20 protein-coding genes are annotated in these 23,700 nt (G+C 66.4%); 15 read left to right on the top strand and 5 right to left on the bottom strand.

Going from position 1 to position 23,700, the window contains the following annotated elements:
• From OXG33_12020 to OXG33_12030, 3 genes are all read left to right on the top strand, one after another.
• The coding region (locus OXG33_12020; protein MCY4114641.1) for a serine--tRNA ligase at positions 1 to 602 on the top strand (602 nt) is incomplete at its 5' end.
• Positions 593 to 1,531: a cysteine synthase family protein gene (locus OXG33_12025; GenBank protein ID MCY4114642.1), complete on the top strand. Its 939-nt coding sequence runs from the start codon at positions 593 to 595 to the stop codon at positions 1,529 to 1,531. The genes OXG33_12020 and OXG33_12025, both read left to right, overlap by 10 nt.
• Before the next feature lie 79 nt (positions 1,532 to 1,610).
• Entirely contained in the window at positions 1,611 to 2,456 is an 846-nt protein-coding gene (locus OXG33_12030) for a hypothetical protein (protein ID MCY4114643.1), read from the top strand.
• Positions 2,457 to 2,459: 3 nt separating this feature from the next.
• Here OXG33_12030 and OXG33_12035 read toward each other — a convergent pair whose 3' ends face one another.
• The 3 genes from OXG33_12035 to OXG33_12045 form a co-directional block, all read right to left on the bottom strand.
• Positions 2,460 to 3,551: an ABC transporter permease gene (locus OXG33_12035; protein ID MCY4114644.1), complete on the bottom strand. Its 1,092-nt coding sequence runs from the start codon at positions 3,549 to 3,551 to the stop codon at positions 2,460 to 2,462.
• Positions 3,548 to 4,462: an ABC transporter ATP-binding protein gene (locus OXG33_12040; protein ID MCY4114645.1), complete on the bottom strand. Its 915-nt coding sequence runs from the start codon at positions 4,460 to 4,462 to the stop codon at positions 3,548 to 3,550. The genes OXG33_12035 and OXG33_12040 overlap by 4 nt, the downstream gene beginning before the upstream one ends.
• A 71-nt stretch (positions 4,463 to 4,533) precedes the next feature.
• Entirely contained in the window at positions 4,534 to 6,504 is a 1,971-nt protein-coding gene (locus OXG33_12045) for a hydantoinase/oxoprolinase family protein (GenBank protein ID MCY4114646.1), read from the bottom strand.
• Positions 6,505 to 6,823: 319 nt separating this feature from the next.
• Between OXG33_12045 and OXG33_12050 the strand changes: the two genes are divergently transcribed.
• The gene (locus tag OXG33_12050) at positions 6,824 to 8,035 is read left to right on the top strand and encodes an amino acid ABC transporter substrate-binding protein (protein MCY4114647.1); all 1,212 of its coding nucleotides are present in this window, start codon (positions 6,824 to 6,826) and stop codon (positions 8,033 to 8,035) included.
• 70 nt (positions 8,036 to 8,105) lie between these two features.
• On the opposite strand, the gene OXG33_12055 is transcribed toward OXG33_12050, so the two are convergent.
• On the bottom strand, positions 8,106 to 10,208 hold the full coding sequence (locus OXG33_12055) for a beta-galactosidase (protein ID MCY4114648.1): 2,103 nt from the start codon (positions 10,206 to 10,208) through the stop codon (positions 8,106 to 8,108).
• A gap of 112 nt (positions 10,209 to 10,320) precedes the next feature.
• Positions 10,321 to 12,408, bottom strand: a complete 2,088-nt coding sequence (locus OXG33_12060) for a beta-galactosidase (protein MCY4114649.1) — start codon at positions 12,406 to 12,408, stop codon at positions 10,321 to 10,323.
• Between the two features lie 129 nt (positions 12,409 to 12,537).
• On the opposite strand from OXG33_12060, the gene OXG33_12065 reads away from it, so the two are divergent.
• From OXG33_12065 to OXG33_12115, 11 genes are all read left to right on the top strand, one after another.
• Positions 12,538 to 13,197, top strand: a complete 660-nt coding sequence (locus OXG33_12065; GenBank protein MCY4114650.1) for a redox-sensing transcriptional repressor Rex — start codon at positions 12,538 to 12,540, stop codon at positions 13,195 to 13,197.
• A gap of 146 nt (positions 13,198 to 13,343) precedes the next feature.
• Positions 13,344 to 13,631, top strand: a complete 288-nt coding sequence (locus OXG33_12070) for an NADH-quinone oxidoreductase subunit A (GenBank protein MCY4114651.1) — start codon at positions 13,344 to 13,346, stop codon at positions 13,629 to 13,631.
• 3 nt (positions 13,632 to 13,634) lie between these two features.
• Positions 13,635 to 14,213, top strand: coding sequence for an NADH-quinone oxidoreductase subunit C (locus OXG33_12075; GenBank protein ID MCY4114652.1), 579 nt, complete (start codon positions 13,635 to 13,637; stop codon positions 14,211 to 14,213).
• Positions 14,214 to 14,272: 59 nt separating this feature from the next.
• On the top strand, positions 14,273 to 15,442 hold the full coding sequence (gene nuoD / locus OXG33_12080; protein MCY4114653.1) for an NADH dehydrogenase (quinone) subunit D: 1,170 nt from the start codon (positions 14,273 to 14,275) through the stop codon (positions 15,440 to 15,442).
• Positions 15,439 to 17,871 (top strand): molybdopterin-dependent oxidoreductase, encoded by a 2,433-nt coding sequence (locus OXG33_12085; protein ID MCY4114654.1) that lies wholly within the window; start codon positions 15,439 to 15,441, stop codon positions 17,869 to 17,871. The genes nuoD and OXG33_12085 overlap by 4 nt, the downstream gene beginning before the upstream one ends.
• Before the next feature lie 3 nt (positions 17,872 to 17,874).
• A complete protein-coding gene (gene nuoH, locus OXG33_12090) occupies positions 17,875 to 18,876 on the top strand; it encodes an NADH-quinone oxidoreductase subunit NuoH (protein MCY4114655.1) in 1,002 nt (333 codons plus the stop codon).
• Positions 18,877 to 18,883: 7 nt separating this feature from the next.
• Positions 18,884 to 19,375, top strand: coding sequence for an NADH-quinone oxidoreductase subunit I (locus OXG33_12095; GenBank protein MCY4114656.1), 492 nt, complete (start codon positions 18,884 to 18,886; stop codon positions 19,373 to 19,375).
• Positions 19,368 to 19,958, top strand: a complete 591-nt coding sequence (locus OXG33_12100; protein MCY4114657.1) for an NADH-quinone oxidoreductase subunit J — start codon at positions 19,368 to 19,370, stop codon at positions 19,956 to 19,958. The genes OXG33_12095 and OXG33_12100 overlap by 8 nt, the downstream gene beginning before the upstream one ends.
• Positions 19,955 to 20,257 (top strand): NADH-quinone oxidoreductase subunit NuoK, encoded by a 303-nt coding sequence (nuoK, locus tag OXG33_12105; protein ID MCY4114658.1) that lies wholly within the window; start codon positions 19,955 to 19,957, stop codon positions 20,255 to 20,257. Before OXG33_12100 ends, nuoK begins: the two co-directional genes overlap by 4 nt.
• Before the next feature lie 30 nt (positions 20,258 to 20,287).
• Positions 20,288 to 22,219, top strand: a complete 1,932-nt coding sequence (gene nuoL / locus OXG33_12110; GenBank protein ID MCY4114659.1) for an NADH-quinone oxidoreductase subunit L — start codon at positions 20,288 to 20,290, stop codon at positions 22,217 to 22,219.
• Positions 22,216 to 23,697: an NADH-quinone oxidoreductase subunit M gene (locus OXG33_12115; protein ID MCY4114660.1), complete on the top strand. Its 1,482-nt coding sequence runs from the start codon at positions 22,216 to 22,218 to the stop codon at positions 23,695 to 23,697. The genes nuoL and OXG33_12115 overlap by 4 nt, the downstream gene beginning before the upstream one ends.
• Positions 23,698 to 23,700: the final 3 nt, after the last annotated feature.

Raw genomic sequence — 23,700 nt, forward strand, 5'->3', positions numbered from 1 at the left:
CGGCCGAAGTGCCGCTCACGGCCATGCACCGTGACGAGGTCTTGGACGGCGGCGCCCTCCCGCTGCGCTACGTGGCCTACACCCCGGCATTTCGCCGCGAGGCCGGCGCCGCCGGCATCGACACGCGGGGCCTCCAGCGCTTGCATCAGTTCGACAAGGTGGAGCTGTACGCGTTCGCGCTCGCCGAGCACTCCTACGACGAGCTTGAGCTGATGCGCCGGCACGCCGAGGCAGCCGTCGAGGCACTGGGGCTGCCCTACCGCACGCTGGAACTGTGCACCGGCGATCTCGGATTCACCGCCGCCAAGACCTACGACCTGGAGGCCTGGGCGCCGGGCGTGAACGCGTGGCTGGAGATCTCGTCGATTTCGAACTGCGAGGCGTTTCAGGCACGCCGGGCGGGCATCCGAGCCCGGAAGCCCGGTGGCAGCCACACGGAATTCGTGCATACGCTCAATGGGTCCGGGCTTGGTATGGCCCGTACGATGGTGGCCATTCTGGAGAACTACCAGCAGGCAGACGGCACGGTCCGCGTGCCGGAGGTTCTCCAGCCGTATCTCGGCGGCCAGGAAGTGCTTGAGGTGGAGCCCGGATGGCAGTAGACCCGGTGATCGACCGGCATCCCACCCTGCAACTCATCGGCCGCACGCCGTTGGTCGAAACGCGCCTCTTCCGGGATCGCTATCCGAGAGCCAGGGTCTTCGCCAAGATGGAGGCCTTCAATCCAGGCGGGTCGATCAAGGATCGACCCGTGGCGCGCATGCTGGCCGACGCGCAGGCGCGCGGCGACCTGCGCCCGGGCCAGACCATCCTTGACTCGTCGTCCGGCAACGCGGGCATCGCCTACGCGATGATCGGCGGTCTCCTGGGACACGACGTGGAGATCGTGATGCCCGACAACGCCAGCCGGGAGCGCGTGCAGCGCATCACCGCGCACGGCGCGCGCATTCGCTTCACCGACGCCATCCTGGGCTACGACGAGGCCATGCGGGAGGTCCAGCGCCGCCATGAAGCAGCGCCCGAGCGCTACTACTTCGCCGACCAATACAGCAACGAATCGAACTGGCAGGCGCACTTCGACGGCACGGCGAGCGAGATCCTCGCCGAGGCTCCGCCCGACATCACGCATTTCGTCGCGGGCGTCGGCACCGGCGGCACGATCACCGGCGTGGCGCGCCGATTCGACGAGGCGTGCCCCGACGTTCAGATCGTGTGCGCCACGCCACCGGAGTTTCCGGGCATCGAGGGGTTGAAACCCATGGGTCCCGACCACCTGGTGCCGGCAATCCTCGACGCCTCGCTGATCGACACCTGGATAGACATCGACGTGGACAAGGCTCGCGAGTTTTCCGTGCTATTGGCGGCCGAGGGCCTCTTCGTCGGGCAATCGGCCGGCGCCTATATGTATACGGTCGAGACCGTGCTCGCGGACGACCCGGACGCCGTCGTGGTGACCTTGTTCCCCGACGCCGGCGACCGCTACTTCAGCACTGGACTATGGGACGTGGCGCCGACGCTCGCGAGTCCGTGACCTCGACCGTCGACACAGCAGCAGCGCCACCAGGGATGCAAACAGCTTCCGCCCAGACGCATTTTGGCGGAGGGCCGGCGTGAAGCCTCTGCGCCTCGGCTTCAACCCGCGCATTGCGCCCGAGAGCCGGCGCCGCTTCCATCAACGCTTACGCCACGTCGTGGAGGTCGCGGTGCATCTGGAGTTCGACGTCGTCGAGCTGGGGCTCTCGACCTCCATGCACGAGTTGGGCTTGACGACCATCTTCGACCCTCAGGCCATCGAGATTCTCGACGACGCTCCGCTGCGGTTCCATCTCAACCTGTTCGCCGACGCCGCGATGACCGAGCGGTCGGCGATCACCGACGTCACCAGCTACTCACGCAGCGTGGCGCTACGGCAAATCGTCCAGATCGTCGAGTTTTTCGAGCACCGGCACGCCATGGAGATGTACGTGGTTCATCCGGGACGCCGAGTCACGCACGAGGCCGCGCACTTGGACGCGCTACGCGAAAGCATGCGCACGCTGCACAACTTGTTCCCGGGTCTCCCCATCGCCATCGCCAACGCGAGCGGAGAGGCGGTGCTCGGGCGCATCGACAGCGTGCTCAATGCGCTCGATAGCGCGCGCCACTTTCGCTTCGCCCTGCATACGGGATTCGCGTTTCATTCCGTGGACGCGAATCACCTGGCGTTCGAGGCCCGCATGGACTACCTGCGCCGCTTCGTGGATCAAATCGCGGAGATTCGCTGGCACAACACCGCGCCGGGCACGCGTCCCAGCGTGCCGTTGCACCGCACCCTCGAGGATGGGCTGGACCTCGCGATGCTGATGCGCACCGTGGGCCGAAATCCGGGCACGCTGCACATGATCGAAACGGTCGGCCTGGATCCGCAGGCCCTGGTGCGCGAGGTGCGGACGCTGCACCGCGCCCTCAACGCGTAAGCACTACTCCCAGCGAAACAGTCGCACCGCCAGCGCCACGAACACGACCAGGTAGGCCGCCATGGCCGCCACGGCCACGCCCATGGGAATGGTGGTCGCGCCGCCAATCATGAGTTGGCGCGTGGCCTCGGCCAGATGCGTCAGCGGAAGCACGTTGATCACCGGCCGCAGCCAATCCGGCATGAACTCCAGCGGAAAGAACACGCCCGAGATAAACATCATGGGAAACGTCACGACCTGCGCCACCGGAAAGAACCCCTGCTCGGTCTTGGTGAATGAGCCGAGGAAGAAGCCAATGGCGAGGAACGCCAAGCCCCCAAGCACCACCACGCCGGCCAACGCGGCCAGCGACCCGGCATCGCTGTTGAGCCGAATGTCGAACACCAGGCGGGCGACGCCGATGAGAATGGCGGACTGCGCCAGCACCAGGACCATGCGCAGGATCAAATCGGCGCTCACCAGCGTGAGCCGGGAAACCGGCGTCGCTTGCGGGCGGCGCAGCACGCGCCGCTCGCGCAGCGACACGATATTCACCGCGCCGAACACGCCGGCGTTCATCACGCTGAAGGCCACGATGCCGGGCACGATGAAGTCGATGGTCGAAAGCCGCTCGCTCCGCAGCGTCTGAAACGCGGGACGCACGACCGGCTGGCTCCGCGTGAGCGCGCGATCCGCGGCCTCGAACGCTTGCAGGATCACCGGCACGACGACCTGCTGGCTGCTCTGCCGCGTCTCGTCGTAGTGAATGTCCACGGACATTGGCGTCCCCGCGTCAATCGAGGCGCCGAATCCGCTTGGGATCGCGATCACGGCGCGCCGATCGCCGTCCTCCAGGCTGGCGATCTCGTCCGCCAGGCTGCCCCGCGAGAGGTCGAACACATCGATGGCCTGAAGCGTGTCGACGAGCAGGCTGGCCTGCGGCGATTCATCCTCGTTGATCAGGCCGATTTCATATTGCGTGGCGCTGTCGCGGCTGAAGACTAGCCCGAAGATCAGGACGAACAGCAGCGGAAACGCGAACGTCCAAAACAACGCGGCCCGATCCCGCGTGAATTCGCGCGTGTTGGCCAGCGTGAGCTGAGCGAGGGCTCTCAATCTCGCAACGTCCGTCCGGTGAGCTTGAGGAATACGTCTTCGAGCGTGGCCCGCCGCAGCCGCAGGTTCTGAATCGGCTCGCCGCGCTCCTGTCCAAGTTGCAGCAGCGCCGCCATCGACGACGGCACGTCGTCGCTGAACATGCTCACCCGGTCGCCCTGGATCGACGCGTTCACCACCGCCGGCAGCGATTCAATTTCGGTCGCTGTCAGGCCGTCGCGCTGGCTGAACTCGATGGCGTCTTCGGCGAAATGGGTCCGCACGAGGTCCTCGGGCGTATCCGTGGCGATGATGCGGCCGTGGTCCATCACGGCCACGCGGTCGCACAGGCGCTCCGCTTCTTCCATGTAGTGCGTGGTCAGCAGGACGGTCCGGCCTTCGGCCTTGAACTGCTCGATGGTCTCCCAAAGGCTGCGGCGGGCCTGCGGGTCCATGCCGGTGGTGGGCTCGTCGAGAAAGATGATCGGCGGATCGTTGACCATGGCCAGCGCCACGGATAGGCGCTGCTGCTGCCCGCCGGAAAGGTCTTTGACGAACGCGCGGCGTCTCTCTTCCAATCCCAGGAGGTTCAAGAGATGGTCGGCCACGCCCGCGCGTCCGTAGAACGACGCGAACAGCTCGATCACCTCCGCCACGCGCAACCGGGGGTAGAGCGACACCTGCTGAAGCTGGACGCCAATTTTGCGCTTGAGGTCGCCCGACTCACGACCCGGGTCCAACCCCAGCACACGCACGGCGCCGGAATCGCGCGATCGCAGACCTTCCATGATCTCGACCGTGGTCGTCTTGCCCGCGCCGTTCGGACCGAGCATGCCGAAGACTTCGCCGACCTCGACCGCGAACGAGACCCCGTCCACGGCCTTGACGTCGCCGTAAGTCTTGCGGAGGTCCTGGACTTCGATGACGGACATTCCGGGAGTCAACGATATGGGCGCCGCTTGCACTCCAAAGTGACCAATCTCACCAAGCGCCACGTGGCGAGCTATGGCAATCGCCGCAAGATCATCGCGCCTTGTGGGTCCACGGTCGCCCGCCATCCAGGCGCCACCCAGGTGGTCGCGTCGGACTGGGTGACCACGGCCGGACCTTCGAGCTCGAAGCCGACGCCCAGGTCGTGGCGCGAATGCAACGGCACGTCGCGCACCGTGCCGTCGGCCAGAGTGGCCCGCGTCGTCTGGGCCTCCACGTCACCGGCTGCCGACGGCGCCGTCGCGGCAATCGACGGCTGCGGCACCGACGCGACGAGCCGGGCCACGACGATCTCGACCGGCGCATCCGGCCGGCTGTGGGCGTAGCGCTGCTGATGTCGTTCGTGGAACATCCGCACGGCCTCGGGCACGCCTCCATCCCCAAGCGGCACGCTCAACTCGAACGACTGCCCGACGTAGCGCACGTCGAGCAGGCGCTGCAGCCGCGGATCGCGCGCCGGCGCCAGGTCGTCGCTCGCCGCTTGCTCGAGCGGACCAAACAGCTCTTCCAGCCGATCCGGCGTGAGCGCGTGCGACTCGTCGAGCACGGTGGCGGTGTATTCGCGCGTGTGGGCGCCGGTAAGGGCGCCGAGCGCGGACAGTACGCCGGGATGCGGCGGCACGAGCACTTGCTCGATCTCGAGCCGTTCCGCCAACTCGCAGCAGTGCATCGGACCCGCGCCGCCGAACGGCAGCAAGGTGAAGTCGCGCGGGTCGAAGCCGCGTTCCAGCGTGATCACGCGCAGCGCGCGGTCCATGTGCGCGTTCGCCACCGCAATGACCGCCAGGGCCGCCCGTTGAAGCGCGGCATCGGAAAGTTCGGCGTCGGCAACGAGCCGCCCGACCGCGCGCCGGGCTCGCGCGGCGTCGAGGTGCACACGATCGCCAAGGGCCGCATCCGGGGCAAGCCGGCCCAGGACCAGGTTCGCGTCGGTCACCGTGGGCTCGGTGCCGCCCCGCGCGTAGGCGGCGGGACCTGGCAGCGCGCCCGCGCTCCGAGGACCGACCCTCAGGGCGCCGGCCTCGTCAAGCTGGGCAATCGAGCCGCCGCCGGCGCCGACCGTGTGAATGTCCGTCATGGGAATGGCCACGGGCAGGCCGGCGACTTCGGCGTGGGTCGTGCGCAGCGGCTCACCCGGGCAGACGGCCACGTCGGTCGACGTGCCGCCCATATCGAGCGTGGCGATATTGGCGATACCCGAAGCGCGCGCGACGTGCTGCGCGCCCACGACGCCGGCGGCGGGACCGCTGAGCACGGTGCGCACCGGCGCCTCGGCCGCCTCGTTCGAGCGCAGCACGCCACCGTTGGACTGCACCACCCACAGGGGGCCGGGCATGGCCGGTTCGAGCCGGCGCAGGTAGCTGGCAACGACCGGCGCCACGTAGGCGTCGACCACCGTCGTGCTGGTGCGCTCGAACTCGCGGTATTCCGGCAGAACGTCGGACGAGAGGGAGACGGCCTCCACGCCCGCCCGGCGCAGCGCCTCACGCACGGCGCGCTCATGGGCGGGCTGCAGGAAGCTGAAGAGCAGGCAGACGGCGGCGGATGCCGGGTTCAGCCGCCGCACACGGGCCGCCAGACGATCGAGCGACGCCTGGTCGATCGGGGTGACGACGCTGCCGTCAGCGCCGATGCGCTCCGTCACCTCGAGCCGGCGGTCCCGCGGAATCAGCGGCGGCGGTCGCTCTGGCTCCAGCTCATAGAGCGACGGCCGATTCTGGCGCCCAATCTCGAGCACATCGCGAAATCCCTCGGTCGTCACCAGCACCGCTCGCGCGCCGCGACGCTCGAGCAAGGCGTTGGTGGCAACCGTGGACCCATGCACGATGGCCTCGGCCGACGCAATGCCTCCCGCGGCCAGGCCGTCCACGATCGCCTGCTCCGGCGCGCCCGGCGTGCTGGGAACCTTGAAGACGCGCATTTGGCCGTCGGCGATGACGACGAAATCGGTAAACGTGCCGCCCACGTCCACGCCAACCCGCACGCGTCTCCTCCTCAAGCTCCGGGCGCTCGCGGCCACCCAGCTAGGTGGTCAGGCTGTTGCCCGGTGCGCATTGTGACCCATGCCGCGGGAGAGCATGTGGGCCGGGGACTCCGCCGTGCCTCCGCGATCTCTTCCGGCAGCCCGACATGGAGTCGGCTCCGCCCACCACAACTTGCCGGCGGTCATTCTGAGCCTGGCTCCGAAGCCTCACGAGACCAACCGGTCAGATTCCTATACTCAAGCTCGGCGCTGATGGCAGCCCGCCGCGTGCCGACATCGTCAAGATTCCGCCCCACACAGCAAAACAAGGATGGCTCTCGTGCGTCGCATCGCGCTGCCTCTCGTCCTGCTCCTGATCGCATCGGTCACGACTGCGGCCTGCGGCCCGGATGCCGACGAAGAGATCATCAGGATCGGGGCCGCCGTGAGCGAGACGGGCAGGCATGCCAAAGGGGGTGAGCACGTTCGCCGGGGCTATCTGCTTTGGGAAGACTGGGTCAACAACGAGTACGGCGGCATCAAGGTGGGCAACGACCGATATCAGGTCGAGTTGATCATGTATGACGACCAGGGCGACACGGACACGACCGCTGCGCTCGTGGAGCGACTGATCGACGAGGACAAGGTCGACTTCCTCTTGGGACCGTACAGCTCAACCCTCACTCAACCAGCCATCGAGGTCGCCGAAGAGCGCGGCATGCTCCTGGTCGAAGGCAGCGGGGGAGCCGAAACGCTCTTTCAGCAGTCGTACCAAAACCTGTTCGCCGTGCTGACTCCCGCAGTCAACTACACCCAGTCCGCGCTTCGGGCGCTCGCTGAGAGCGGGGCCAAGACGATCGTCATCGTCCACGCGGACAGCCTGTTCCCGACCAGCGTCGCCGAGGGCGCCGAGCATTGGGCCGGCGAGTATGGCCTTTCGGTGCTGCGCGTCGAGGCGTATTCGCAGGACATCACCGACGTCACGGACATAGTGTCAAGGCTTCGGGACTTGGAGCCCGATGTCTTCCTTGGCGCCGGATACTTCAACGACGCCTTGCTGTTCGTCCGCGCCGCCAAGGCGCTGGACTTCGATCCGGCGGCAATGGTGCTCACCGTTGGCCCAACCGATCCGGCGCTGATCGAAGAGGTCGGCGAGGACGCCAACTTCCTCATCGGGCCCACGCAGTGGGAATCGACCATGAGCTATCGAGGCGCCTATTTCGGGTCGGCGTCGGACTACGCCGAGCGCTACGCCGCGAAGTGGGGTGGGCCTCCGACCTATCAGGCCGCGTCGGGAACCGCTGCCGCGCTGGCGCTCCAGTTGGCGATCGAGGCCGCCGGGACCCTGAACACCGACGACGTGCGCGCCGCCCTGCGCGACCTCGACGCGAGCACTTTCTTCGGTCAAATCAGCTTCGACGAGACTGGCAAGAACGCGGCCAGGCCAATGGGCGCAATTCAAATCCACGGCGGCGACATTCGCGTGGTGGCGCCGCCCGACGCCGCGGTCACCGAGCTGACTTACCCCGTGCCCGGGTGGAAGGACCGATAGGAGGCGCCGTCCCAAGACTCCGTTCGGGCGTCCAGACCGGTGGAGCGGCTGACCTGAACTCGTAACCCGATCAATCCCCCGGGCAATGGACAACGGCAACCTCCCACTGGTCGATCGAGAGGTGGAACGCGTTGTCCTCGACGGCAAGGTCGGCCTGCGCGAGGAGATCCCGCGCGGACGCAAGCATCCAACCTGGGCGCAGCCGCACCTGCGCCGTGGATCGCTCGAGGTTGAAAACGAACACCAGCCACCCGCCTTGCCGCGACCGACGGACGACGGGCACCACCCGATCGCCTTCGATTGCGACCGGGGCCTCTATGCCGCACTCATCCAGAAGGCCCCACACCATTTCCGGCTGCCCAACATCGCCAAAGCCCGCCGAAAGAGTCAGTCCGTACCACGTGAAGCGTCCGTCAACCGTCCGCACCGCGACGCTTGCTCCATCGAGTGTGGCAATGGTTTGCGTTTCCCCCAGTGGCTCCAGTACGGCGTAACCGCACGGACTGGTGACCGAATGCGCGCCGTGGGGCGTCCGCAGCACGTTGCGCCCCTGCTCGATGTCGTAGTCGGTCACCGCCGAGAAATCGGCCACCCGCACGCCCAACCGATCCGCCAGGCCCTCGGGCGGGCCATAGCTGGATTGCCCATCACCCTGGTAGATCCCGAAGCTGCCTTCCGCCACCAGCCGAGTCTCCGGGCAGTGCTCCAGCGTGCGCTCGATGCGCTCGCGCACCTCGTCCGTCATCAGCGTCACGTTGGGCAGGAACAGCAGCCGATAGCCCGACCAGTCCATGCTCGGGGTGACCACGTCGGCCGGGACGCCGTGCGTCCATAGCGTGCGGTACACGCCCCGCACGTCGGCCAGGTAGCGCTCGGCCTCGTTGTTGTAGCCGAACAGCTCCTGCGATTCGGGGTGATAGACGATTCCAACTTCGGCCTGCGGACACTCCAGCGTCAAATGCTCACTCAAGCGGTCGATCTGCCGGATGGCCTGCGTCACGGCCTCGAAACGCGACGTGGGCTCGCCGTCCAGCGCCACAAGGTTGTAGCCCGGCGACTCGAAGCTCAGGTATTCCGGCCGGTGCTGCCAGAACATGGCCCCCGAGGCGCCGTGCGCCAGGGTCATCCAGACCAGGGTGGTCAGCTCGCGCGGGTCGCTTTGCTTCTTCCACGTCACCCCGCCTCGCGACATGCCCGAGTAGATCTCCTCGTTCCACCAGCGCCCCTGCTTCCCCGCGCTGCGCGACCAGTCGAACCCGAACGCGCGATCCGCGAGCTGGTACGGATCTCTGGAGGTCAGCAGGTTGTTCGAGGGCATGGACATGCCCCAGCTGTCCGCAATGGCCGCGCAACTCTCGTCCCACGGCCGCGGAAACCAAGCGCCGTGGGAGCGGGTTTCGTGGACCGGATCAAGCCGCTTGGTTTCGTCAATCATCCATTGCAGGTGACCGGCCAGGTTCTCGTAGTGGAATCGCCGGTACAGCAGCATCTCCACCACGTTGTCATTTGACCGCGGCGGCTCCACGTCTTCCCAGCGGCGGTAGCGGCGCAACAGGCGCTCGTTCAGCTCATCCAACGTGAAGCGCTCCCGCAGCCAGGCCTCGTACCGCGCCAGCGTGTGCGGGCAGTAGCAGGGATATCCGTCGCTGTCGCGGCAGAATGCCGACGTGAGGTTGATCCCGTCCCAGATCCCCCAGATCAGCAGGCTCGGCCGCTCCCGGTAGCGCGTCACCACATGGCGCAGCAGCGCGCCCGCGTATTCACGCCAGGCCGGGTGGTCGTAGCAGTGCATCTGGGAGCCTTGCGGCGTGGCCGCGCCCGCGGTCGGCGATACCCGTTCCCCGCGGTAGGTGACCACCCGCATGTCGGGATGTTCGCGTGTCAGCCACTCGGGGCAGGCGCCGTGCGTAGCCAGAATGATGTCGAGCCAAATCTGGAGATCGTGTTCGGCCGCCAAATCGAACAGCCGGTCAATGTCCTCCAGCTCATACTGGCCCGGTCGTGGCTCCATGTGGTTCCAATAGGTGAAGCTGCGGACGATGCGGAAGCCCGCGGCGTTCAAACGCGCGAAGTCGTCGTCCCAGAGATCGAGCTTGGGCATCGGGGCGCGGTAGTACCCCACCCCAACCGGAAACGGGACGCCGGGAATGCCGAAGAGCTCCTGGTCAGACATCTGGCTCGGTCCCTTCATCCGCGTGCCGGCCTCTGCTCATGGCCAACGGACTGCCGCCCGCCATTTCTCTCCGATCCAACATGACAAGCCGAATAATGTTTCCTCGCGCCGCTCAAGCCTCTGAGCAGTGGATGACGGCGACTTCCCACTGGTCGATCTCGAGCTGGAACGCGTTGTCCTCCAATGCAAGATCGGCCTGCGCCAGGAGATCGCGCGCCATGGTCGTCCGCCAGCGCGGTCGCAGATTCACCTGCGCCGCGGCCCGCTTCAGATTGAACACGAACACCAGCCATCCCCCCTGCTGCGAACGCCGCACCACCGGCACCACTCGGTCGCCTTCCAGCGCCACCGGCGCTTCGATGCCGGCCTCGCCCACCGCCCCTAGCACCACATCCCGCTGGCCCACATCACCGAAGCCCGCCGACAGGGTCAGCCCATACCACGTGAACCGCCCGTCCGCGGTCTGCACCGCGACGGTACCCCCATCCAGGGAAGCAATGGCGCGCGTCTCCCCCCGCGGCTCCAGCACGGCATAGCCGCAGGGGCTCGTGATCGCGTGCCGGCCGTGGGGCGTCTGCACCACGTTGTCTCCCTGCTCGATGTCGTATTCAGTCACTGCCGAAAAGTCCGCCACCCGCACCCCCAGCCGCTCGGCAAAGCCCTCTGGCGGACCGTAGCTGGACTGCCCGTCGCCCGTGTAGAGGCCAAAGCTGCCCTCCGCCACTAGCCGCGTCTCCGGGCACTGCTCTAGGGTGCGCTCGATCCGCTCCCGCACGCCGTCGGTCATCAGCGTCACGTTGGGCAGGAACAGCAACCGGTAGCCCGTCCAATCCATGCTCGGGGTCACCACGTCAGCCGGCACGCCGTGCGCCCACAGCGTGCGGTACACGCCCCGCAGGTCGGCCAGGAAGCGGTCGTCCTCGTCGTTGTAGCCGAACAGCTCCTGCGATTCGGGGTGATAGACGATCCCCACCGCGGCGCGCGGACACTCCAACGGCAGGTGCTCGCGCAGGCCGTCGATCTGCCGGATGGCCCTTGTCGCAGCCGCAAATCGCGGCGTGGGCTCCCCGTCCAACGCCACCAGGTTGTAGCCCGGCGATTCGAAGCTGAGGTACTCCGGCCGGTACTGCCAGAACATGGCCCCCGAAGCACCGTGCGCCAAGGTCATCCAGAGCAGCATAGTCAGCTCGCGCGGGTCCGATTGCTTCTTCCACGCCACCCCGCCACGTGACATGCCGGCGTAGATCTCCTCGTTCCACCAGCGCCCGTCCTTCCCCGCGCTGCGCGACCAATCGAACCCGAACGCTCGCCCCGAAACCTGGTTCGGGTCTCTGGAGGTCAGCAGGTTGTTCGAGGGCATGGACATGCCCCAACTGTCGGCGATGGCCGCGCAGTCCTCGTCCAAGGGGCGAGGGGACCAAGCGCCGTGGGAGCGGGTCTCATGGTCGGGATCGATCTGCTTCGTCTCGTCGACCATCCATTGCAGGTGGCCGGCCAGGTTTTCGTAGTGGAAGCGCCGGTACAGCAGCATCTCCACCACGTTCCCATTCGACCGCGGCGGCTCCACGTCCTCCCAGCGGCGGTAGCGGCGCAGCAGGCGCTCGTTGAGCTCGTCCAGCGTGAAGCGCTCGCGCAGCCAGGCCTCGTACCGCGCCAGGGTGTGCCGGCAGTAGCAGGGATAGCCGCGTGCCGACGCTAGGCCGACACCGTCCCAAAGGCCCCATATCAGCAAGCTGGGCCGCTCCCGGTAACGCGTCACCACGTGGCGAAGCAGCGCGCCCCCGTAGTCGCGCCAGGCCGGGTGGTCGTAGCAGTGAATCTGCGAGCCCTGCGGCGTGGCCGCGCCGGCAGTCGGCGCTACCGGTTCCCCGCTGTTGGTGACGATCCGCATGTCGGGATGCTCGCGGGTCAGCCACTCGGGGCAGGCCCCGTGCGTAGCCAACGTGATGTCGAGCCAGACCTTGAGTTCGTGCTTCGCCGCCAGATCGAACAGCCGGTCAAAGTCCTCCAGCTCATACTGGCCCGGTCGCGGCTCCATGTGGTTCCAGTAGGAGAAGCTGCGGACAATGCGGAAACCCGCCGCGCGCAATCGCGCGAAGTCCTCGTCCCAGACGTCAAGCTTGGGGATCGGCGCGCGGTAGTACTCCACCCCAACCGGAAACGGATCTCCTGGAATGCCAAAGCGGTGGGCTGCAGTCATCTCGACAAGCTCCGTTCCCGCGCGTGAGTCGGCCCCATGGTATCCGCCGTGAGCCTGGCAAGATCGCCCATGCTAGATTGCGGCCGTCTCGCGCTCGTGGTGCCGACCGCGAGCCCCCGGCGCCCCCGTATGGCAGATCGCCGTTCGTCGCAACGTATTCCCCCAACCACGGTGCGGCGCCTTTCGGCCTACTACCGCGCGCTCGGCGCGCTCGTGGAGCAGGGCGTGCCGCACGTCTCGTCCAAGGCGCTCAGCGATCTCGCCGGGTCCACGGCGCCGCAAGTGCGCCGCGACCTGGCCTATTTCGGGTCGTTCGGTACACGGGGCGTGGGCTACTCCGTGAACGCTCTGCGGAGCCAACTCGCTCGAATCCTTGGAATCGATCGTTCGTGGCCGCTGGGACTGATAGGGGTGGGCAATCTGGGCCAGGCGTTGCTGGCCTACCGTGGCTTTCGCGGACCCGAGTACACCATCGCCGCCGCATTCGACGCCGACCCGGCCAAGATCGGCGCGGTGGTCGAGGGCGTCCAAGTGGTGGACGTGTCCAGCTTCGCGAGCGAGGCGCGACGGCTCGGCCTGGCGATCGCCCTGGTCGCAGTGCCTGCGGAGGCCGCGCAGGCCGTGGTCGATCAAGTCGTGGCCGCCGACGTTCACGCCATTCTCAACTTCGCACCGGCGCAGTTGCGCGTCCCCTCAGGTGTACGCCTCTCGAACGTGGACCTGTCCATGGAAGTGGAGTCGCTCACCCATGCGCTTAGCAACGGACGGCATGGCGCGGGCGGGGCGTGATGCGTATCATGAGCGCGGCTTGTGAAGTCCATCACTAACTGTCAACCGACGAGGGGTAGCAGCGCGTCCTAATGCCGTCTTGGATCGCCGTTGTCATTCTCATCGCGCTCGCGCTTCTCTTCACCATCGGCAGCTTCGTCGGGACGATGGCCCTCAAGCCGCGCCGCAAGGACCCGGTGAAGGGCGAAGCCTACGAGTCCGGCATGCCCCCCATCGGCGACACGCGCGGCCGCCATAACGTCCGCTTTTACATCGTGGCCATGCTGTTCCTGATATTCGACGTCGAGCTGGCGTTCCTCTATCCGTGGGTCGTGCTCTACAGCAATCTCGACGAACAGCTCTTCTTGTTCATTGAAGCGCTGGTGTTCATCGGCATCCTCGGCGTCGGCTACGTCTACGCGTGGCGCAAGGGCGCCCTGGACTGGAAGAACTAGCCTGTGATCAGCACGGCGCCGACACCCACGATTGAGGCGGCTGGCATCGTGAGCCGCGTGCGCGAGCTTGCCGGCGACGCATTTGAAGGCGGTCGCGTCGTACGGGGCGATCCCGTCGTCGAGATTTCATCGGATGCCGTGAATCTGCTGGCTGAGGCGCTTCGTGATGACAGCGAGTTGCGCTTCGAGCAGCTCATCGACGTGACGGCGGTGCACTGGCCCGCGGACGCCGGGCGCGAGTTTGAGCTGATCTACCAATATCGTTCGCTCAGCAACAACCTGTTTCTTCGGGTGAAGACGCGCGTAGGCGACGGCGGCTCCGTCGCGACACTGGCCCACACCTACCAATCCGGGCGCTGGCTGGAGCGCGAGGTGCACGATCTGTTCGGCGTGGGCTTCGAGGGCCATCCGGACCTGCGCCGCGTGCTGCTGCCCGAGGGCTACGAGGGCCACCCGCTGCGCAAGGACTACCCGGTCGAAGGCCCAACCTTCCCCGAGGACGCCCACCGCAACGATCTGTTCGGACATCTTGACCCGGATGACTTCTGGGACGAGCCGGAGGCCGGAGCGTCGGGCTCATGAGCGTCGAAACCGGCACCGCCAGCATGTTCGGCGACATCGAACAGGTCAGCGAAAACCAGATGGTGCTCAACATGGGGCCGCAGCATCCCAGCACGCACGGCGTGATGCGGTTGCTAATCGAGGTCGATGGCGAAACGGTCACCAAGTGCACCCCCGACGTGGGCTACCTGCACCGCGGCGTGGAGAAGCTCATCGAGACCCACGACTACCGCGGCGGCATCACGCTCACCGACCGCATGGACTACACCGCCGGCCCGTCGAACAATATGGGCTACCTCATGGCCATCGAGAAGCTGATGGGCATGGAGGACGAGATTCCGCTGCGGGCCAAGCTGATTCGCACGGCGGTGGCCGAGCTTTCCCGCCTGGCGTCCCACCACATCTGGATCGGCACGCACGCGCTGGACATCGGCGCCATGTCGGCCTTCCTGTGGTCCCTGCGCGAGCGCGAAAAGATCCTCTATCTCTTCGAGCAGGCCTGCGGCGCGCGCCTCACCACGTCATTCATGCGCGTGGGTGGCACCGGTCCGCATGACGTCCCCGAAAGTTGGGTGGAGAACGTCGACGCGTTTCTCGACAGCTACACGCTCGACGAGCTCAACGCTCTCTTGACCGGCAACGAGATTTTCCAGAGCCGCACCCGCGGCGTGGGCGTCATTCCGGCCGAACAGGCGCTGAGCTACGGGCTCACCGGCCCTGCCCTGCGGGGATCGGGCGTCGACTGGGACCTGCGCAAGGCGCGGCCCTACGCCGCCTACGACATGATCGACTTTGAGATCCCGGTGTTCCCGGAGGGCGATGTCTACGCGCGCTACCTGGTGCGGCTCAACGAGATGTACCAGGCGGCGCGGATCGTCCGGCAGTGCATGGAGCATCTCCGCGACCTGCCGCCGGACGCCCCGTCCAACGCGGACCGTCCCGACCTGGTGCCGCCGGACGTGGGGCGGGTGCCCTTTGACATGGAAGCCATGATCAATCACTTCAAATTGGTGATGCACGGTGTCGAGCCGCCGGTCGGCGAAGCCTACTTCGGAATCGAGGGGCCGAAAGGCGAACTGGGCTACTACTTCGTGAGCGACGGGAGCGGCATGCCCTATCGCTGTCACGTGCGCTCGCCGTCGTTCGTCAATCTCGGCGTCATGGAGGATGCGGCGGTCGGCGGACTGATCGCCGACACAGTGGCGCTGATCGGCAGCATCGACATCGTGCTGGGTGAGGTGGACCGGTGAGCAACGAACTCATCAGCCTGACGGTCGACGGCGTCGAAGTGGAGGTGCCCGCGGGCTCCACGGTGCTGCAAGCCTGCGAGTCCATCGGCGTCGAAATCCCGACGCTATGCACCGACCCGCGCCTCGACCCCTATGGCGCTTGTCGGATGTGCGTGGTGGAAATCCAGCCCGGGCCGCCGCGGCCCATGGCCTCCTGCACCATGCAGGCCGCGCCCGGCATGAACGTGGTCACGGACAGCAAGTCGATTAAGGAAATCCGCAAGCACGTCATCGAGTTGCAGCTGCAGCACCACCCGCTGGACTGCCCCTACTGCGACCAGGCCGGCACGTGCGAGCTGCAGGACGAGACTTTCGCCCAGGAAATCCACCAAAGCCCCTACGAGACGGTGCCCAAGGCCCATCCGGAGGAAATCCTCAACGAGGTGATCCTCATCAACCACAACCGCTGCATCCTCTGCGGTCGCTGCGTGCGGATCTGCGACGAGCAGATCGGCGTCTACGCCCTCGACTTCGTCCATCGGGCGATCGGCACGTTCATCGCGCCGGCCCAGCACAAGGAGATGGACTGCGAGCGCTGCGGCATGTGCATCGAAACGTGCCCGGTGGGCGCGCTGCTCAGCCGCCCGTTCAAGCACGCGGCACGGAGCTGGCAGACCGACAAGACCGCGTCGACTTGCCCGCACTGCTCGGTGGGATGCTCGCTGCTCGTGGAGTCGCGTCACGGCGACGTCGTGCGCACGCGAACCAACGGCCTGGAGGAGCCGGCAAACGGCATCCTCTGCGCTAAGGGATTCTTCGGCCACTCTTTCGTCAACAGCGGCGACCGGCTGACGCAGCCGCTGATCCGCCGCGACGGTCGCCTGGAGCCGGCGACCTGGCGCGAAGCCATCTCCCACGTCAGCGGCGCGCTCCGCGGCGTGATCGACCGAAACGGCGGCAGCGCGGTTGGCGCGGTCGGCTCGCCGAACTGCACCAATGAAGACAACTACGCCCTGCAGCGATTCACGCGTCAGGTCGTCGGCAGCAACAACGTCTACAGCCAGTCCGGCGGATTCCACGAGACGTTCCACGCGCTCACGTCGGTGCTGGGCGGCCAGGCCCTGCTGCGATCGCAGAGTGAGTTGCTGGAGTCGGACGTGATCCTGGTCATCGGCGCCGACATCGGGCAGACGCACAACGTCGTCGGCGCGCACATCAAGCGCGCCGCGCGACGGAACGGGCGCAAACTGCTGGTGGCCACGCGGCTGGCCAGCACGCTGGATCGATACGCGGCGGCCTCCGTGCGCGTGCGACCCGGCAGCGAGGCCGCATTGCTGGCCGCGCTGGCGGGACGTGACGACCTGCCCGAGTCCGTGACCGGCGCTTCCGACGAATCGTTGCAGGCTATGCGAGGTGCACTCGCGGCTGCCGGCTCAATTGCCGTCGTGTGGGACACCGGAGTTTGGACGCTGGGCCGAGTCGAGCAGTTGGCCCAAGCGGCGGCTGGACTCGCTCAGGCGTATGCGGACGTCCGCCTGTTTCCGCTGGCGGAACGGGCCAACACGGTGGGCACGCTGCTCAACGGCATGGCGCCCGACATGCTGCCGGGTCTGCGGTCAGTCGCGGACGCCGACGCGCGCGCCGAGGTCGAGGATGCGACCGGCGCTCCGACGCCGCAAGATCCGGGGCCATCATTGGCCGCCTTCCTGGCGGGCGCTGCCAAGGCGCTCTACGTGATGGGCGAGGACCTCGTCGGCAGCGCCGGAGATCCCGACGCCATGCGCGAGCAGCTGGAAGGCCTCGATCTTCTGGTCGTCCAGGACATCTTCATGAGCCCAACGGCCGAGGTGGCCGACGTGGTGCTTCCGGGGGCCTCGTTCGCGGAGAAGGGCGGACACTTCACCAACTTCGAGGGTCGGCGCGGCGCTCTCGCTCCGGCCATCATCCCCGTCGGCGACTCGCGCCCGGACTGGGAGATCATTGCGAGGCTGGCCGCCGCGCTCGGCAACGACTTTGGTTGGCGATCGCACGAGCCGATCTCCGCGGAGCTCGAGCGCCTGTGGCGCATGCCGGACATCGAGGGCGGCGAGTCGGTCGCCGACCTCAACGGCGCGCTGGCGCAGGCAAACGGAGCGGTCGGCTTCACGCTCGCAACCGAGCAGCACCTCTATACCGCCGGCGTGACCGGTCGGCACGCCCCGAGCCTGTCCCTGATGCTGCCGGATGCCGTCGCGGAGCTAAACCCCTCGGACGCCGAGGACCTCGGATTGGCCGACGGCGACCCGATCAGCGTGGCATCGCACACCGGCGCGCTGAACCTCAAGACCCTGGTGGCGAGCCGCGTGCCGCGCGGCGTCGTCAATCTGCCGGACCGATTCCTGGATGCGCCGCCTCGGCGCCTCGACCCCACGGGCCCGAACGGGATTTCCGTGCAAGTGACGAAGCGCTAGCCGATGGACGGCTGGGAGTGGCTCATCGTCGCCATCAAGTGCGTGGTGATCCTGCTGATCTTCCTCGGCGCACCGCTGATTCTGGTGCTGGTCGAGCGCTGGACGCTGGGCCGGCTGCAGTCGCGCATCGGTCCCAACCGCGTGGGGTGGAGCGGAACGCTGCAAACGGCGGCCGACGGGCTGAAGCTCGGCATCAAGGAAGACCTGATTCCCCGCGGCGCGGACAAGCTCGTCTTCTGGTTCGGGCCGGTGTTCCTGGTCGTGCCGGCGCTGGCCGCGTGGGCCATCGTGCCCGTTGGGCCCGAAGTCAGCCTCGGACGAGACATTGGTCTGTGGGCCGTCGACCTGAACGTGGGCATCCTGTTTTTCCTCGCCATGGGCTCGCTGGGGGTCTACGGCGTGGTCATGTCGGGATGGTCGTCCAACAGCAAATACGCCCACTTCGGCGCCCTGCGCGCCAGCGCCCAGGTCATCAGCTACGAGCTCATCATGGGGCTGGCGGTGCTGGCCGTGATCCTCTACGCCGGATCGCTCAGCCTCATCGATATCGTCGAGCAGCAGCGTGGACTATGGTTCATCGTCCCGCAGTTCGTGGGGTTTCTGCTCTTCGTGATTTCCGGCGTCGCCGAGACCAATCGCGTGCCGTTCGACCTGCCGGAAGCCGAAAGCGAGATCGTCGCCGGCTTCCACGTGGAGTATTCGGGCATGCGGTTCGCGATGTTCTTCATCGCCGAGTACGCCAACATCATTCTCATCTCGGCAATCATCACCACGCTCTATCTCGGCGGCTGGCTGGGATGGACCATTCCGGGAATGGACGGCCTGACCGGCATCGTCTGGTTCGCCCTGAAGACCGTCGCGTTCATCGCCATGTTTCTGCTGCTGCGGGCCGCCCTGCCCCGGCTGCGCTACGACCAGCTCATGAGCTTCTGCTGGAAGTTCCTCATGCCCATCGGAATCATCAACGTGCTTCTGGCCGCCGGGCTGCGCATGGCATGGAGTTGAGATTGCAATGCCGCTAGGTTCAGGAATCCTCAAGGGCTTCGCCACCGTGTTCAGGGTGGGCGCACGCAAGCCCGCCACGATCATGTACCCCGAGAACGTGCGCGACATCGCCTATCGCTTCCGGGGCCAGGTGGGCATGCGCCGCGACGAGGTCACGAATGGGCTCACTTGCGTGGGCTGCGGGCTGTGCGAGACGGCATGTCCCAACGACGTGATTCGGGTCGACACGAGCGAGGGGGAAGACGGCACCCGCGTGGTGGACCGCTATCTCTTCGACGTGGGCCGGTGCGTCTTCTGCTACTTCTGCATCGAGGCCTGCCCGGTTGACGCGCTACAGCGGACGCACGACTTCCACCTCGTCACCGAGGATCGCCGCGGTCTCGTCATCGACGGCTTCAAGATGATCGACATCTACGAGCACGACCTCGAAAACCGGTCGCTTGAAGACCAAAACATCGGTCCGGGAACACGTCCCCGGCTGTGGTTCGGCGATGACTGACAACCTCGCCGAAGTCATCGCGTTCTGGTATCTCGCCTTCATGGCCGTCACTGGCGGCGTGGGGGTGCTGGCGCTGCGAAACCCCGTGCACTCCGCCCTGTCGCTGGTCTACGTGATCTTCCACGTGGCCGGGCTGTTCGTGATCCTGGGCGCCGGCTTCCTCGCCGTGGTTCAGATCATCGTTTACGCCGGCGCCATCGTGGTGCTGTTTCTCTTCACGCTGATGATGCTGGACATGCGTGGAATCGCGCACGAGCGATTCGTCCACCGACAGCTGTGGCTGGCCCTGCCGTTGGCCGTGTTGCTGGCGATCGAGGCCGTGTTCGTCGGCGTGGGCACGCCCGAAGTCCGCGAGGCGTTTCTGGGGGCCTTTCCGCCGCAGACGATCTCGGATCTCGGCGGCAGCACCCAGGCCATCGCCGCGGTCCTGTTCAGCGAGTACCTGCTGCCCTTCGAGGTCGCCAGCGTCTTGCTGTTGGTCGCGGCCATCGGCGCGATCATCCTGGCGCGGCGATTCGATCGTGAGCTCGAAGCCATGCCTGAGGCCGCCGAGACCGGCGAATCGGGCGAGGCTGCTTCCTGATGGATCTCAACGCCTACCTGGTCGTCGGCGGCCTGCTCTTCTCGCTCGGGGTGCTGGGCACGCTGCTGCGCCGCAACATCATCGTGATGCTCATCTCGATCGAGCTGATGCTCAACGGCGCCAACCTCACGTTGGCGGCCTTCTCCACCTTCCTCGAGGACATGGCCGGCAACGTGATGGTCATCTTCTCGCTCACCGTCGCGGCCGCCGAAGTCGCCGTCGGTCTGGCGATCCTCGTCGCCCTGAGTCGCGTGTTCCCCGTGGTCAACATCGACCAGTTGGACGATCTGCGCGGATGACCGCGAACCTCGCGTTGCAAGGCGGCGGCCGTGTTTGAGGTCGTCTGGCTGATCCCATTCGCGCCGCTGTTGGGGTTCGTCGTCAACGGCGTGGCGGGGCGGCGCATTCCGCGCGCGACCGGTTGGATTTCCACCGGCGCCATTCTTGGCTCATTTGTGCTCACCGTCGCGCTGTGGATTGGCGGCATCACCGCGGACCAGCCCGGCTGGACGTTCTATCCCTGGGTCGACTCCGGGACGTTCGCCGTCAACATCGGCTTCCTGCTCGACCCGCTGGCGGTCGTCATGCTGCTGGTGGTGACAGGCGTCAGCGCATTGGTGGCGCTTTATTCCGTGGGCTACATGGACCACGACGCGGCGAAGTCTCGCTTCCACACCTGGATCCCGCTGTTCGTGTTCAGCATGGTCATGCTGGTCATGTCGGACAACCTGCTCCAGCTCTTCATCTTCTGGGAAATGGTGGGGCTGTGCTCGTACCTGCTGATCGGCTACTGGCACGACCGGCACAGCGCCAACATCGCCGCCACCAAGGCCTTCCTGGTCAATCGCATCGGCGACTTCGGGTTCATCATCGGCATCGTCCTGGCGTTCTTGCACTTCGACACGCTCCGCTATCGCGAGATCTTCGAGGTCATTGGCGACAAAGACCCGGCCATAACCACGGCCATCGCCTTCCTGCTGTTCATCGGCGCGATGGGCAAGTCCGCGCAGTTCCCGCTCCACGTGTGGTTGCCGGACGCGATGGAAGGCCCCACGCCGGTCAGCGCGCTGATCCACGCCGCCACCATGGTCACGGCGGGGGTCTACATCGTGGCGCGCATGAACCCGATCTATACGGTCGCGCCGGAGGCCCTGATATTCGTCGCCGCTATCGGTACGGTCACGGCCTTCGTCGCCGCGACCATCGCCCTGGTCCAAACCGACATCAAACGCGTATTGGCGTTTTCGACCGTGAGCCAGCTTGGGCTGATGTTCGTGGCCCTGGGGGCCGGTGCGTATTCCATTGCCATCTTCCACCTGGCGACGCACGCGTTCTTCAAGGCGCTGCTGTTCCTTGGGTCCGGCAGCGTCATTCACGCCCTCAATGACGAGCAGGACATGCGCCAGATGGGCGGGTTGTGGCGCAAGATGCCGCTCACCTACGGCACCTTCCTGCTCGGCGGCCTGGCCCTCGCCGCCGTGTTTCCGCTCGCCGGCTTTTGGAGCAAGGACGAGATCCTGGCCAGCGCGTTCCTGAAGGCCACCGCACCCGCGGGCGCGTCACTTGCCGCCGACCACGGCGCGGGCATCTTCTGGCTCTTCTTCATCGTCGGCCTGGTGGTGTCGCTCATGACGGCGTTCTACACGCTGCGCATGATCCTGATGACGTTCCATGGCAAGCCGCGGAACCAGGAGCTGCACGACCACGCCCATGAATCGCCCTGGGTGATGACCCTGCCGCTCGGCATCCTGGCGGTCGGCGCGGTCGTCGCGGGCGCGGTCCTCGGCATTCCGCCCGAGCACGGCTTTCTCCACGAATATCTCTACAAGACTGCCGGCATCATCCACCTCGAGGGCGCCGGCACTCCGCCCACGGTGGCACTCGCCATCATCTCAACGGTGGTGGCCTTGTCCGGCGTGGCAATCGCCTATCTCGCCTACCGACGAAACGTGCCGATCCCAGACGCCGCGCGCCGTCTCGCTCCGGGCGCCGAGAAGCTCTTTCAGCGCAAGTGGTACATGGACCATCTCGGTGACGGCCTGTTGGTGATGCTGACCCGCGCCATCGCCGTGGTGTCATGGGGATTTGACGCGGGCGTGATCGACGGCCTGGTCAATGCGTCAGGCGCCGTCACGCGCCGCCTGAGCGGCGAAATGCAGCGATTGCAGACCGGCCAGGCGCAGAATTACGCCCTGCTCATGGTCGTGGGCATCGTGCTGGTCATCGGCGGGCTGATGATCTTCGGGGGGAACGCGACATGAGCGGCGAAGCCGCGCTCAACCTTCCCTTGCTGTCGCTGCTGCTGTGGCTGCCGCTGCTCATTGGCATTCCGTTGGTGCTGCTCGCGCGCACCCGCGACCTGCAAGCTCTGTCGGCCTTTGGCGCCACCCTGGCTCAGTTGATCCTCGCGATCATCATCGTCATCACCTTCAACACCGAGTTCGATCCCGAGCTGGCGTATCAGCACGGCGAGTTCGCCGAGTGGATTCCGGCGCTCGGCATCAACTACAAGCTGGGGGTCGACGGCATCTCGATCCTGATGGTGCTGCTGACGGGCATCCTCGGGCCGGTGGTCGCGGCCACTTCATGGCTCACCATCAAGACCCGAGCACGCGAGTTCTTCCTGAATCTGCTGCTGCTGCAGACCGGAATGATGGGCGTGTTCGTGACGCTCGATTTCATCCTGTTCTACGTGTTCTGGGAAATGATGCTGATCCCGATGTACCTGATGATCGGCATCTGGGGCGGCGAGCGCCGCATCTACGCGACGATCAAGTTCTTCCTCTACACCTTCGCCGGCAGCGTGCTCATGCTGGTGGCGATTCTGGCGCTGCGTTTCAACACCGGCACCTTTGACATTGAGGCCATCCCGGCGCACATGCAGGACGCCGCGATTGGGCTGCAACGGTGGGTGTTCGTGGCGTTCCTGCTCGCCTTCGCGATCAAGGTCCCGATGTTCCCATTCCACACGTGGCTGCCCGACGCCCACGTGGAGGCCCCGACCGGCGGCAGCGTGCTGCTGGCGGGCGTGCTGCTCAAGATGGGCGGCTACGGTTTCCTGCGCTTCATGCTGCCGATGACGCCCGACGCCGTGGCCGACCTGCGCGGGCTGCTGATCGCGCTGTCGATCGTGGCCATCATTTACGGCGCCCTCGTCGCCATGGTCCAACCCGATCTCAAGAAGCTCATCGCCTACTCGAGCGTGAGCCATATGGGCTTCGTCACCCTTGGCATCTTCAGCGGCTCGCAGACGGGAATCGACGGCGCCATCATCCTGATGATGAGCCATGGGCTGGTCACGGGCGCCCTGTTCCTCGCCGTCGGCGTGGTCTATGACCGCGCCCACACCCGACAGATCGCGGAGATGGGAGGACTGGTAGCGCGGATGCCGGCGTATGCCGTTGCGCTTGGGTTCTTCACGTTGGCTTCGCTGGGGCTGCCGATGCTGAGCAGTTTCGTGGGCGAGTTTCTCGTCCTGGTCGGCGCCTTCGACTACGGCATCGGCGCGGGAGTAACGGCCGCGATCGGCGTGGTGCTCGCGGCGGCCTACATGCTCTGGATGTACCAGCGCGTGGTGCTGGGTCGCATGCGGAACGACGCGCTTAGCTCGATCAGCGACATCAACCGCGTAGAGGGTGCGGCCTTCGCCGCGCTGGCCGTGCTGGTGCTATGGATCGGCATCTATCCCGCAACCTTTGTGGACATGATCACCGGCGCCACGGCCGGGTTGGTGAGCTAGCGC

This window comes from Chloroflexota bacterium (genome assembly GCA_026708035.1).
Lineage (GTDB): Bacteria > Chloroflexota > UBA11872 > UBA11872 > UBA11872 > JAJECS01.

Bases quoted from the DNA above. Each gene is read 5' to 3' on its own strand.
- OXG33_12025 (MCY4114642.1), top strand. From the start codon at position 593: ATGGCAGTAGACCCGGTGATCGACCGGCATCCCACCCTGCAACTCATC.
- OXG33_12040 (MCY4114645.1), bottom strand. From the start codon at position 4,462: ATGTCCGTCATCGAAGTCCAGGACCTCCGCAAGACTTACGGCGACGTC.
- OXG33_12055 (MCY4114648.1), bottom strand. From the start codon at position 10,208: ATGTCTGACCAGGAGCTCTTCGGCATTCCCGGCGTCCCGTTTCCGGTT.
- OXG33_12060 (MCY4114649.1), bottom strand. From the start codon at position 12,408: ATGACTGCAGCCCACCGCTTTGGCATTCCAGGAGATCCGTTTCCGGTT.
- OXG33_12065 (MCY4114650.1), top strand. From the start codon at position 12,538: ATGGCAGATCGCCGTTCGTCGCAACGTATTCCCCCAACCACGGTGCGG.
- OXG33_12070 (MCY4114651.1), top strand. From the start codon at position 13,344: ATGGCCCTCAAGCCGCGCCGCAAGGACCCGGTGAAGGGCGAAGCCTAC.
- nuoD (MCY4114653.1), top strand. From the start codon at position 14,273: ATGGTGCTCAACATGGGGCCGCAGCATCCCAGCACGCACGGCGTGATG.
- nuoH (MCY4114655.1), top strand. From the start codon at position 17,875: ATGGACGGCTGGGAGTGGCTCATCGTCGCCATCAAGTGCGTGGTGATC.
- OXG33_12095 (MCY4114656.1), top strand. From the start codon at position 18,884: ATGCCGCTAGGTTCAGGAATCCTCAAGGGCTTCGCCACCGTGTTCAGG.
- OXG33_12100 (MCY4114657.1), top strand. From the start codon at position 19,368: ATGACTGACAACCTCGCCGAAGTCATCGCGTTCTGGTATCTCGCCTTC.
- OXG33_12115 (MCY4114660.1), top strand. From the start codon at position 22,216: ATGAGCGGCGAAGCCGCGCTCAACCTTCCCTTGCTGTCGCTGCTGCTG.